We start from the raw sequence: 12,867 nt of genomic DNA, 5'->3' as shown, positions 1-12,867 counted from the left end.
TGGTGGCAGTTAAGAAAGCAGTTCGCACGAAGAAAAAAGTTCGTAAGAACATTGAATATGGCGTAGCACATATCAGCTCTACGTTCAACAACACAATCGTTACGCTCACCGATAAGAGCGGTAATGCACTTTCCTGGGCCAGCGCTGGTGGCCTCGGTTTCCGCGGCTCCCGCAAGAGCACGCCGTTCGCTGCACAGATGGCAGCTGAGACGGCTGCAAAGGCAGCTATGGAACACGGCCTCAAGCAGGTCGAAGTTTACGTCAAGGGTCCTGGTGCCGGCCGTGAAGCCGCAATCCGTTCCCTGCAGGCAACGGGCCTCGAGGTCAACATGATCAAGGATGTTACCCCGATTCCGCACAACGGATGCCGTCCGCCGAAGCGTAGAAGAGTATAATAGGAGGTGCATTTAACCGATGGCAATTGATAGAGTACCAGCCCTGAAGAGATGCCGTGCCCTCGGCCTCGAGCCGGCTGTTATTGGTCGTTCCAAAGAATCGAAGCGTCAGCTCCGTCGCACGAACCGCAAGGTTTCTGAGTACGGCACGCAGCTGAAGGAAAAGCAGAAAGCAAAGTTCATCTACGGCGTGCTCGAGAAGCAGTTCCGTGGATACTACGATAAAGCAAAGAAGATGCAGGGCGTCACGGGTGAAAACCTCCTCGGCCTTCTCGAGCGCCGTCTCGACAACGTCGTTTACCGCCTTGGCCTCGCCAACACGCGCCGTCAGGCTCGTCAGCTCGTCCGTCATGGCCACTTCACGGTCAACGGCAAGCGCGTTGACATCCCGTCCGCACTCGTAAACGCTGGCGACGTCATCGCTGTGGCAGAGAAGAGCCAGAGCAATGCATTCTTCAAGGAGCTCAAGGAGAGCAGCAACGCACTGTCTGCTCCGGCATGGCTCCAGGCCGATCAGGCCAACCTCACGGGTACGGTAACGCGTTTCCCGAACCGTGATGAGATCGATGTTCCTGTCAATGAGCAGGCTATCGTCGAGTTGTACTCCAAATAATGAATATTTGTGCCTGTGCGCATAGTGTTATTGAGGAGGTTCATTCAAGATGATAGACATCGAGAAACCGAAAATTGAAATTGCGGAAATCAGTGAAGACAACCGCTACGGCAAGTTCATCTGCGAGCCGCTCGAGCGCGGTTACGGCACGACGTTCGGCAACAGCCTGCGCCGCATGCTGCTGTCTTCTCTCGAAGGTGCTGCGATTACCTCCATCCGAATCGATGGCGTTCTCCACGAGTTCTCCACGATTCCGGGCGTCCGGGATGATGTGACGAACATCGTCCTCAACCTCAAAGAGCTCTGCCTCAAGATGACGGGCAACGAGCCGCGAATCATCCGCATCGATGTTGAGGGAGAAAAAGAGGTAACGGCTGCCGACATCATCTGTGATGCCGACATCGAGATCCTTAACCCGGACCTCCACATTGCAACGGTCAACGAAGACGGCAAGCTCAAGATTGAGATGACTATCGAGCGTGGCCGTGGCTACGTCCCGGCGGACAAGAACAAGAAGCCGGACGACACGATCGGTGTCATTCCGATCGACTCCATCTTCTCCCCGGTCAAACGCGTGAACTACACGGTACAGGATACGCGTGTAGGCAATGTCACGGACTATGATCGCCTGATCCTCGAAGTCTGGACCGATGGTTCGCTTCGCCCGGAAGAGGCCGTCAGCAAGGCCGCTGGCATTCTTGTCATGCACCTCAAGCTGTTCCAGAACATGGATGGCCTGCCGGAGGAAGAGGAAGAAGAGGAAGCAACCTTCCCAGAGGAGGAAGAAGACGATTCTTCCAAGGTTCTCGATATGACGATCGAAGACCTCGACCTCTCCGTACGTTCCTTCAACTGTCTCAAGCGCGCCAATATCAACACGGTCGCTGACCTTGCTGAGAAGACGGAAGATGACATGATGAAGGTCCGCAACCTCGGACGCAAATCTCTTGAGGAAGTCAAGAAGAAGCTCGAGGAACTCGGTTTAACGCTCAAACAAAACAACGACTGACAGGAAAGTAGGGAAATCAATGAGCTACAGAAAATTAGGACGTAACTCCGCAGCCCGCAAGGCGCTGTTCACGAGCATTCTCACTTCCTTCTTCAGATATGGCCGCATTGAGACGACGGAAGCTAAGGCAAAAGAGCTCCGTAAGTTCGCTGAAAACCTCATCACGCTCGCAAAGCGCGGTGACCTCAGCGCTCGTCGCCAGGCAATCGCTCAGCTGGCTGATGAAGATGTAGTAAGAAAGCTTTTCGATGAGATCGCAAGCAAGTACGCTGACCGCCAGGGCGGTTACACGCGTATCCTCAAGCTCGGCGTTCGCCGCGGCGATGCTGCTCCGATGGTCATCATCGAGCTCGTGTAATCCATATACGGATATACGGACCATACAAAGGCTGTCTGCCCACGCAGGCAGTCTTTTTTTGCGCTCCTCGCGGCATGCAGCGTACTGAAAGCGTACTATTCTTTCGTCAACTTTGTTTGGCGTTTGTGTTGACCGTCAATCTGCGGTATAATAAGACCATTGATTCGAAAGGGAAGGTGAAGGTATGGCATGGATTGAGCTGGAACATCTCTCGCACTGCTATCAGGCCGGCACGGAGCAGGAGCACCGTGCACTCGATGATGTGAGCCTTGCGGTCGAGGAGGGGGCATTCGTTGCGGTGCTCGGCGCGAATGGCTCGGGCAAATCGACGCTCGCGAAACACCTCAATGCACTCCTGTTGCCGACGTCTGGCGCCTGCCGTATCGGCGGGCTTGACACGGCTGCGGTAGCCGATACAGGCGAGCTCTGGAAGATCCGCCAGCAGGTCGGCATGGTCTTCCAGAACCCCGACAACCAGCTCATCGCAGCTGTCGTGGAAGATGACGTCGCCTTTGGACCCGAGAACCTCGGCATGCCGCCGGATGAGATCCGCACGGCTGTGCGCGAGGCGCTCGCCTGTGTCAACATGACGCATTACCGCAAGTTTGCGCCGCATCTGCTCTCAGGCGGCCAGAAACAGCGCGTGGCGATTGCGGGGGCACTGGCGATGAAGACGCGCTGCCTCGTGCTCGACGAGCCGACGGCCATGCTCGACCCGCAGGGGCGCGCCGAGGTCATGGAGACGGTCTGCCGCCTGCACGAACAGCAGGGCATCACGATCGTGCTGATTACGCATTTCATGGAGGAGGCGGCGCTGGCAGACCGCGTCATCGTCATGGCGAACGGTCGCGTCGCTGACGACGGCACGCCGCGCGAGATTTTCCGGAAGGCCGCTGCGCTCAAGGCGTTCGGCCTCGATGTGCCGCTGGCGACAGAGCTCGGCCTGGAGCTTCGCGCGTCCGGCCTCGACGTGCCGCAGGACATCCTGACGGATGATGAGCTCACCTCTGCGCTCGTCACACTCGCGGATTATCCGCACGGCTTGACTGCTGCCACAAGAGAGGGGAGGGGTTGACTTGTCCATCACGTTAGAACATGTCGCGTATGTCTACATGCCCGGCACGCCGTTTGAGCATCAGGCGCTCTGCGATGTCTCTGCCGTCATCGAGGAGGGCTCACTGACGGCCATCGCCGGCCACACGGGGTCGGGCAAGTCGACGCTCCTGCAGCAGTTCAACGGACTCTTGCAGCCGACGGCAGGCCGCGTGCTCGTCGATGATGTCGACATCAATCCCAAGGCGAAGAAGGATCGCGCGACGGCCAGGGCCATGCGCCTCAAGGTCGGCATGGTCTTCCAGTACGCCGAGCAGCAGCTCTTCGAGGAAACCATCGAGAAGGACATCGCCTTCGGCCCGAAGAGCCTCGGGCTGTCCGAGGAGGAGACGGCAGAGCGCGTCAAAGAGGCGATGCGGCTCATGCATCTCGACTACGAGACGTACCGCAAGCGCTCGCCGCTCGCGCTCTCAGGCGGCCAGATGCGCCGCGTGGCGATAGCAGGCGTGCTGGCCCTGCGGCCGAAGTACCTCGTCCTCGACGAGCCTGTCGCCGGCCTCGACCCGCGCGGCCGTGAGGAACTGGTGAAGACCATCCGCCATCTGCACGATAGGGAACACGTCACGATCATCCTAGTCTCCCACAATATGGACGATATCGCGCGGCTGGCCGACCACGTGCTCATCATGAACCAGGGACGGCTCGTCTGCGATGCTTCGCCGCGCGAGGCCTTCGCGCAGGAGGATCTGCTCGAAGGGGCCGGCCTCAAGCTGCCACACGTCATGGCGCTGATGAAAGAGCTTCGCGCCAAGGGCCTGCCGGTGCGCATGGACTGCCTGATCATCGAAGAGGCGAAGCGGGAAATCTTGAACGTCTTGAAGGCTGTGAAGGGCAAAGGAGGCAAAAAACATGCTCAGTGACATCACGATCGGGCAGTACTTCCCTGGCAATTCTATCCTGCACCGGCTCGATCCGCGCACGAAGGTCGTGCTGCTCTTCTTCTATCTCGTCCTGATCTTCCTCTGCAAGAGCGGCATCTCCTATGGCGTGATGACGGCGTTGACGGCGGCCCTGATGCTGCTATCCAAGGTACCCATGCGCATGATGCTGCGCTCGCTGAAACCGCTCTGGTGGATCATCCTCTTCACCTTCGTCGTGCACATCTTCAGCACGCCGGGCGAGGAACTCTGCAAGGTCGCCTTCCTGAGCGTGACAGCGGAGGGCATCGTCGAGGGTTTCTATATCTGCCTGCGCCTTGTGCTCTTGATCCTCCTATCCTCGCTGCTGACCTTCACGACGAGCCCGCTGAAGCTCACAGATGCGATGGAGGCCCTGCTCTCGCCGGGCAAGCGCGTCGGCGTGCCGGCACATGAGCTCGCGATGATGATGACGATTGCCCTGCGCTTCGTGCCGACGCTCATCCAGGAGACGGACCGCATCATGAAGGCGCAGCAGTCGCGCGGTGCAGATTTCATGACCGGCAGCATCATGAAGCGCATGCAGGCATTCGTGCCCGTGCTCGTGCCGCTCTTCCTGTCGGCCTTCCGCCGTGCCGATGACCTCGCGATGGCGATGGAGGCGCGCTGCTACCGCGGCGGCGAGGGCAGGACGCAGATGAAGGCCCTGAAGATCACGAGCATCGACTATGTGGCCTGGGGCTTCAGCATCCTGCTGATTGCGGCAGTGCTAGCTCTCCGATGAATCGATGAACTCTATGAACAACAGAAAGGACTTCATGCAGCGATGAAACGAGAACACAAGGCGGAGATGAAGGCGCGCGCGCGCAATATCGTCCTCAAGGTCGCCTATGACGGCACGGCCTACCACGGCTTCCAGCGCCAGACGCCGCCAGTCGTTGCCGTGCAAAATATATTGGAAGAGAAACTGCAGGTGGTCTTCGGCGATTCCATCGAGCTCGCGGCATCGGGCCGCACGGATGCCGGCGTCCATGCCTACGGTCAGGTCGTCAACTTCTTCACGGATGGGCGCATCCCCACGGACCGCATTGTGCGCGCTGTCAACAGCCTGCTGCCCTCGGACATCGTCGTGCGGGCGGCGGGGGAGGCAGACCGCGACTTCAGCGCGCGCCACAGTGCGAAGAGCAAGACGTATATCTACCGCATCCAGCGCGGCGAAGTGCCTGATCCCATGACGGCGCGCTACGCCTGGTACATCCGGCGGCCGCTCGATGTCGCCGCCATGCGCGAGGCGTTCGGCTGCATCCTAGGCACGCACGATTTCTCCGCCTTCCGCGCGAGTGGCGGTGCGCCGATGAGCCCCGTGCGCACGATGTACGAAGCGGCCGTCGAAGAAGCGGCGGGCAATCAGCTCGTCTGCCGCATCCACGGCAATGGCTTCCTCTATCACATGGTCCGCAACATCATCGGCACGGTCGCGAATGTCGGCCTCGGCATCATCACGCCGCAGCGCTTCCAGGAGATCCTCGACGGATGCGACAGGACGAAGGCTGCGGCGACAGCGCCGGCCTGCGGCCTCTTCCTCGAAGAAGTCGACTACGGCGAGCGCTTCCATTTCTGATCCAGCAACTTCTCCGCGTTTTTGAGCCGCTCTGCTCCAGACTATTGGCAGAACGGCTCGTTTTGTGCTGTGATGTCCGGACTTGCGAACGAGTCGCAGATGGGTTAGAATAAAATGTGACCCTCGAAACAGGGGGGCTTATTCACTTATTTTCCAGAATCAATTCAAGACACTAGGTGGTGTGAATATGAAATCTGTATTGAATGTGGGGATTGATGTCGGTTCGACGACCATCAAGCTCGTCGTTCTCGACCATGAGAAGAAGATCCTCTACAAGAATTATGCGCGCCATTTCTCGGAGATCGGCAATGCCTTGCAGGAGAATCTGACGCATCTGAAATCCATCGTCGGCGAGAAGAAGTTCTCGTTTGCCCTGACGGGTTCAGCCGGCATGGGCATCGCTCAGCGCATTGGCCTGCCCTTCGTACAGGAGGTCATCGCCTGTGCCGCAGCGGTCAAAGAGCTCATCCCACAGACGGATACCGTCGTCGAGCTCGGCGGCGAGGATGCGAAGATCACGTACTTCGGCGATGCGCCGGAGCAGCGCATGAACGGCGTCTGCGCCGGCGGCACGGGCTCGTTCATCGATCACATGGCCTCGCTCTTGTCGACCGATGCCAAGGGGCTCGACGACCTCGCGGCCAAAGGCAAGCAGATCTACACAATCGCCTCGCGCTGCGGCGTCTTCGCCAAGACGGATATCCAGGCGCTCATGAACGACGGTGCCGAAAAGGCGGATATTGCGCTGTCGATTTTCCAGGCGGTCGTCAATCAGACCATTGGCAACCTCGCGCAGGGCAGGCCGATAAGCGGCCACGTCGCCTTCCTCGGCGGCCCGCTCCACTTCCTGCCGGAGCTGCGCAAGCGCTTCATCGAGACGCTGAAGCTCGACGATGAACATGTCGTCAAGGTCGACTACGGCAATTACTTCGTCGCCATGGGTGCGGCGCTCTCTGACGAGGCAGAGGTCATCGACGTCGCGCGCCTCGAGCAGAGCATCGCGAAAGCGAAGGAAGCCGCTGCGAGGGAGACGCGCAAGGCGGACTTCACGCTGTTCGAGGACCGCGCGGACTATGAGGCATTCAAGGCTCGCCACGACAAGGACAAGGTAAGGCGCGGCGACCTTAGCGCGTACCGCGGCCCTGTCTACATCGGCATCGATGCGGGCTCGACGACGACGAAAATCACGGCCATCGGCAAGGACAAGGAGATCCTCTACACCTCGTACGGCAGCAATCAGGGCTCGCCCTTAAAGACGGTCGTCAAGGAGATGAAGGGCCTCTATGCGGCGCTGCCGGAGGGCACGCAGATTGCGGGCGCGATGACGACGGGCTATGGTGAGGCCATTGTCAAGGCTGCCCTGCATGCTGACGGCGGCGAGGTCGAGACGTTCGCACACCTGCGGGCGGCACAGGAATTCTGCCCGGATGTCACCTTCGTGCTCGACATCGGCGGCCAGGACATGAAGTGCTTCTTCGTCAAGGACGGCAGTATCGGCAACATCACGCTCAACGAAGCGTGCTCGGCCGGCTGCGGCTCCTTCATCCAGAACTTCGCCGAGGGCCTGCACATGACGCCGGCGGAGTTCGCGGCCAAGGCCATCGACTCGAAGGCCCCCGTAGACCTCGGCACGCGCTGCACGGTCTTCATGAACTCGAAGGTCAAGCAGGCGCAAAAAGAGGGCGCTGACGTCGCCGACATCTCGGCCGGCATCGCGTTCTCCGTCATCAAGAATGCGCTCTTCAAGGTCATGCAGCTCAAGGATGTCCGCGAGCTCGGCGACCACATCGTCGTGCAGGGCGGCACATTCTACAACGACGCCGTGCTGCGCTGCATGGAGAAACTCCTGGACCGTGACGTCATCCGCCCCGATATCGCGGGCCTGATGGGCGCCTATGGCGCGGCCATCCTCGCGATGGAGGCGGCAGAGGAAGCCGGCACGCAGCAGTCGAGCCTGCTGTCGCCAGATGAGCTCGACCATTTCTCTGTCGCGACGAGCTCCTACCGTTGCCGCGGCTGCGGCAACAAGTGCCTGATCACGATGCAGAAGTTCCCGGACGGCGGCAAGTACTTCACGGGCAACCGCTGCGAGCGCGGCATCGGCGGCCAGAAGAAGGACTCCGACACGCCGAACATCTACCAGTATAAGTACGAGCGGCTGTTCCAGTACTACGAGCCGCTCGAGCAGCCTGTGCGCGGCACGATCGGCCTGCCGCGCGTGCTCAACATGTACGAGGACTACCCGTTCTGGTTCACGTTCTTCACGAAGCTCGGCTACCGCGTCGTGCTCTCGGGCAAGTCGAGCGCGAAGATGTACTTCAAGGGCATGGCGACGGTGCCGTCCGACTCGCTCTGCTACCCGGCCAAGATTGCACACGGCCACATCATGGACCTCATCGAGAAGGGCATCACGAAGATCTTCTATCCGTGCGAGCCCTACAACATGGTCGACGACAAGCATCCGTCTGAAAACCACTACAACTGCCCGATTGTCGCTTCGTACGCTGAGAACATCCGCGGCAACATGGACATCCTGCGCGAGAAGCACATCGACTTCTTGCAGCCGTTCCTGCCAATCAACGACGAGAAGCGCATGGCCGCGCGCCTCTACGAGGAACTCGGCGCCCATGAGGGTCTGAAGAAAGAGGAGATTGTCGAGGCTGTCGACGAGGCCTACAAGGAGCTCGCCCAGTACCGCCAGGATGTGCGCGACTACGGCGCCAAGATCCTCGAGCGCGTCGAGAAGACGGGGGAGCAGGTCATCATGCTCGTCGGCCGCCCCTATCACATCGACCCGGAGATCAACCACGGCATCCCGGAGATGATCCAGAGCTACCATCTGCCCATCATCTCGGAAGACGCCGTCTACCACGTGCCGGTCAAGGCGGCGAAGCTCAAGATCGTCAACCAGTGGAGTTACCACGCGCGCCTCTACCATGCGGCGCAGTTCGTCGCAGAGCACCCGAACTTCACGCTGATCCAGTTCAGCTCGTTCGGCTGCGGCCTCGATGCGCTGACGACGGGCCAGGTCAAGGACATTCTCGAGGCTCACAACCGCATCTACACGATGATCAAGCTCGATGAAGTCTCGAACCTCGGCGCCGCCCGCATCCGCCTGCGTTCCCTGATGGCCGCGCTCGCGCGCCGCAAGCCCGTGCCGTATCAGGAAGTCAAGCCAATCGAGCGCCCGCACTTCACCGCGGAGTGCAAGAAGACGCACACGATCCTCGCACCGCAGATGGCCCCGATACACTTCGAGCTCATCAAGTCGGTCATGCGCGACTATGGCTACAATCTCGTCGTGCCGGAGATGCCGGACAAGGCGGCCATCGACCTCGGCCTGCGCTACGTCAACAACGACATGTGCTACCCGTCCATCGTCGTCATCGGCCAGCTCATTGCAGCGTTGAAGTCGGGTGAGTACGACCCCGACCATACGAGCATCGCGATGTTCCAGACCTGCGGTGCCTGCCGCGCGACGAATTACATGAGCGTCCTTCGCCAGGCCCTCAAGTACGCGGGCTTCCCGCAGGTGCCGGTCTTCGCTGTGCACGGCCTGCCGGAGGAGACGGATGCCTTCCGCCTCACGCGCCCGATGCTCATCGCCGCCATCAAGGCCGCGATCTTCGGCGACCTCCTGCAGAACGTCAAGAACCGCATGATGCCGTATGAGCTCCAGAAGGGTGAGACGCAGCGTCTCTTTGACAAGTGGATGGCAAAGTGCAAGGACGTCCTCAAGGACGGCGGCTACTTCAAGTTCCAGCGCACGATCAAGCAGATTGTCAAGGAATTCGACAATATCCCGATCGATGAAGAACTCTGGAAGCCGAAAGTCGGCATTGTCGGCGAGATCCTCGCGAAGTACCATCCGGTCGCGAACAACCACATCGAGAAGGTCCTGATGGAGGAGGGCGCGGAGGTCGTCATGCCGGACTTCGTCGACTTCTTCCTCTACTCGGCCTACGACCCGATCGTCAAGCACAGGCTGCTCGACGGCAAGAAGCGGAACAGCTTCTTCGGGCGCATGTTCATCAACATCATCAACTTCTACCGCGCGCCGATGCGCAAGGCCCTCAAGAACAGCCGCCACTTCCTCGCACCGCACAAGATCGACGAGACGGCCAAGCTCGCCTCGCGCCATGTCAGCCTCGGCAACATGGCCGGCGAAGGCTGGTTCCTGACGGGCGAGATGGTCAAGCTCATCGACGAGGGTGTGCCAAATGTCATCTGCCTCCAGCCTTTTGGCTGCCTGCCGAACCACATCACCGGCAAGGGCGTCATGCACGAGCTGCGCGAGAGCTACACGGGAGCCAACCTCACTGCCATCGACTGCGATGCAGGCTCTTCTGAGGTCAATCAGCTCAACCGCATCAAGCTCATGCTCGCCGTCGCGAAAGAGCGCGGGCCGAAACAAGAGAAAGACGAGGAGAAAAGCAGTGAAGGCATGAGGGGCTGATTACAAGTGCTGATTCGAGGAGACGAGTGAGTGTTGGCAAAGGGCCGGTGGGACATGTTCCGGCTTCGTCGCTCTGCTAAATGGCCCCTATGGTGTTTCCAGCAACGAAGGAGCTTCGTCGCCTGTCGCGGCGTTCTTACATTGCGACTTGAGGCTAATGGCGTGTTAGGGGCCATCCCTGCGGGCAGCCGCGCCGCTCCTGCAGGCGGAACATGTCCCACTGACCTCAGCTCAGTCCGTTTTTAGCAGACATTGCGCTCCTGCAGGCGGTACACACCACCCCGGCCTCAGCTCATACCGCTTTCTAAGAGTCCGCTCTAGCTCCATTTTTGCAGATGGAGTAGGGCGGGCTCTTTTTGATTGCCGATGCTGGATTCGCTGAAGTGAGTCGCATTTGGCAAGGGGCCGGTGGGACATGTTCCGGCTTCGTCGCTCTGCTAAATGGCTCCTATGGTGTTTCCAGCAACGAAGGAGCTTCGCCGCCTGCCGCGGCGTTCTTACATTGCGACTTGAGGCTAATGGAGTGTTAGGGGCCATCCCTGCGGGCAGCCGCGCCGCTCCTGCAGGCGCAACATGTCCCCCCGACCTCGATGTCAAAGCGCCGCGGCAGGCGGCGAGGTGTGGGGGCGGTGGGGCGTTTCATGCGGCTCATTTAACGGAGTGACGAAACCGGAAGGGCATCACCCCGGCGCTTCGCTGCTCGATGAAAGAAGAGGGCGGCAGCGACGAAGCCGAAATACATCCCTCCTCCCTACGATACGAATCCTGATTTCAAGGACACCTGACCCATTTCTTGACATTTTTCCCATCTGCCGTTATGATGGAGGTATGAAAATCCTATCTATACTTTATGTGACGGGAGACGATAACACATGAAAGAGTATAAGCCGTTCAAATCCGGAAAAGTTCGTGAGGTTTATGATGCAGGCGACAGCATCATCATGGTTGCGACAGACCGCATCTCCGCATTCGACCACATCCTCAAGAACAAGATCACGAAGAAGGGCAAAGTCCTGACGCAGATGTCGAAGTTCTGGTTCGACTTCACGAAGGACATCATTCCGAACCACATGATCTCGGTGGACAATAACGACATGCCGGAGTTCTTCCAGCAGCCGCAGTTCCTCGGCAACAGCATGAAGTGCAAGAAGCTCACGATGCTGCCGATGGAGTGCATTGTCCGCGGCTATATCACGGGCAGCGGTTGGGCAAGCTATCAGGAGAACGGCACGATCTGCGGCATCAAGCTGCCGGCTGGCCTCAAGGAATCCGAGAAGCTGCCTGAGCCGATCTTCACGCCGAGCACGAAGGCAGAACTCGGCGACCACGACGAGAATGTCTCCCTCGAGCAGGGCGCTGCTGTCTTCGAGAAGGAGTTCCCTGGCCATGGCATGGAGTATGCCGAGAAACTGCGCGACTATACGATTGCCATCTACAAGAAGTGCGCTTCGTACGCTCTTTCGCGCGGCATCATCATCGCCGACACGAAGTTCGAGTTCGGCCTCGATGAGGATGGCAAGATCGTCCTTGGCGACGAGGTCCTGACGCCGGACAGCTCCCGCTTCTGGCCGCTCGAAGGTTATGAGGCAGGCAAGCCGCAGCCGTCGTACGACAAGCAGTTCGTCCGCGACTGGCTCAAGGCAAATCCGGATAGCGACTACAAGCTGCCGCAGGATGTCATCGACAAGACGATTGCCAAATACATAGAAGCCTACAAGATGATTACGGGCAAGGATCTCGACTGACCCTTGTCTCTCGCTCCCGGCTTGGCCGGGGGCTTTTCCTTTTGCGCAAGGACACCTGTCCTGTTTTTTTGTTGACAGCCCAGATTTTTACCGTTATCATTAATGTATGAAATGATGTATTGCTTGAGTGTATAACAGGAGATGATAATCCATGAAAGCAGCTGTTATCATGGGAAGCGACTCCGACTGGCCAATCCTGAAGCCAGCCGTTGAGCTCTTGAAACAGTTTGATATCGAGTCGGAAGTGACAGTCGCCTCCGCGCACCGCACGCCGGCCAAGGTCCGTGAATTCGTCGAGTCGGCTCCCGCCAAGGGCGTCGGCGTCTTCATTGTCGGTGCAGGCGCTGCCGCACATCTCGCTGGTGTCGTGGCAAGCTACACGACGCTGCCGGTCATCGGCGTGCCGATCAATGCGACGTCGCTCAACGGCATGGACGCACTGCTCTCGACGGTGCAGATGCCGTCGGGCATCCCCGTGGCGACGATGGCCATCAACGGTGCGAAGAACGCTGCCATCTTTGCTGTCGAGATGTTCTCGATTGCAGATGATGACCTTAAGAAGAAGCTCGCTGACTACCGCGCCGATATGGTCGCCGGTGTCGAGAAGAAGGCTGCACGCGTTGCGGCTCAGCTCTGAGCCGCGTCTTAGCGGCCTTCAGGCTCCATCAAGTCCCTTTGATAAGAAAATGTATCGTCAAGA

At 59.2% G+C, this 12,867-nt stretch carries 11 protein-coding genes; all 11 read left to right on the top strand.

Features of this window, described 5'->3' with window-relative positions:
- Positions 1-2 precede the first annotated feature (2 nt).
- Positions 3-395 carry a 30S ribosomal protein S11 gene (gene rpsK, locus B2X55_RS01270; RefSeq protein WP_005842142.1) on the top strand — a complete coding sequence of 131 codons (393 nt, stop codon included), beginning with the start codon at positions 3-5 and terminating at the stop codon, positions 393-395.
- A gap of 19 nt (positions 396-414) precedes the next feature.
- Entirely contained in the window at positions 415-1,008 is a 594-nt protein-coding gene (gene rpsD / locus B2X55_RS01265; RefSeq protein WP_005842145.1) for a 30S ribosomal protein S4, read from the top strand.
- A 49-nt stretch (positions 1,009-1,057) separates the two neighbouring features.
- Positions 1,058-2,017 (top strand): DNA-directed RNA polymerase subunit alpha, encoded by a 960-nt coding sequence (locus B2X55_RS01260; RefSeq protein ID WP_286820572.1) that lies wholly within the window; start codon positions 1,058-1,060, stop codon positions 2,015-2,017.
- 19 nt (positions 2,018-2,036) lie between these two features.
- Positions 2,037-2,375 carry a 50S ribosomal protein L17 gene (gene rplQ, locus B2X55_RS01255; protein WP_036377775.1) on the top strand — a complete coding sequence of 113 codons (339 nt, stop codon included), beginning with the start codon at positions 2,037-2,039 and terminating at the stop codon, positions 2,373-2,375.
- A 184-nt stretch (positions 2,376-2,559) separates the two neighbouring features.
- A complete protein-coding gene (locus B2X55_RS01250; RefSeq protein ID WP_286820570.1) occupies positions 2,560-3,450 on the top strand; it encodes an energy-coupling factor transporter ATPase in 891 nt (296 codons plus the stop codon).
- 1 nt (position 3,451) lies between these two features.
- Positions 3,452-4,348, top strand: coding sequence for an energy-coupling factor transporter ATPase (locus B2X55_RS01245; protein WP_286820569.1), 897 nt, complete (start codon positions 3,452-3,454; stop codon positions 4,346-4,348).
- On the top strand, positions 4,338-5,129 hold the full coding sequence (locus B2X55_RS01240; protein ID WP_278821966.1) for an energy-coupling factor transporter transmembrane component T family protein: 792 nt from the start codon (positions 4,338-4,340) through the stop codon (positions 5,127-5,129). Before B2X55_RS01245 ends, B2X55_RS01240 begins: the two co-directional genes overlap by 11 nt.
- A 42-nt stretch (positions 5,130-5,171) precedes the next feature.
- Positions 5,172-5,966 carry a tRNA pseudouridine(38-40) synthase TruA gene (gene truA / locus B2X55_RS01235; RefSeq protein ID WP_286820568.1) on the top strand — a complete coding sequence of 265 codons (795 nt, stop codon included), beginning with the start codon at positions 5,172-5,174 and terminating at the stop codon, positions 5,964-5,966.
- A 187-nt stretch (positions 5,967-6,153) separates the two neighbouring features.
- Positions 6,154-10,422 (top strand): 2-hydroxyacyl-CoA dehydratase, encoded by a 4,269-nt coding sequence (locus B2X55_RS01230; RefSeq protein WP_286820567.1) that lies wholly within the window; start codon positions 6,154-6,156, stop codon positions 10,420-10,422.
- A gap of 872 nt (positions 10,423-11,294) precedes the next feature.
- Positions 11,295-12,167, top strand: a complete 873-nt coding sequence (locus B2X55_RS01225) for a phosphoribosylaminoimidazolesuccinocarboxamide synthase (RefSeq protein ID WP_286820566.1) — start codon at positions 11,295-11,297, stop codon at positions 12,165-12,167.
- A gap of 151 nt (positions 12,168-12,318) precedes the next feature.
- Positions 12,319-12,804: a 5-(carboxyamino)imidazole ribonucleotide mutase gene (purE, locus tag B2X55_RS01220; protein ID WP_286820565.1), complete on the top strand. Its 486-nt coding sequence runs from the start codon at positions 12,319-12,321 to the stop codon at positions 12,802-12,804.
- Positions 12,805-12,867: the final 63 nt, after the last annotated feature.

The sequence above is a fragment of the Mitsuokella sp. UBA4253 genome (assembly GCF_002395285.1).
Classification (GTDB): domain Bacteria; phylum Bacillota; class Negativicutes; order Selenomonadales; family Selenomonadaceae; genus Mitsuokella; species Mitsuokella jalaludinii.
The sequence above is the reverse complement of the archived record's forward strand: the minus strand, read 5'-3'. Positions and strand labels throughout refer to the sequence as shown.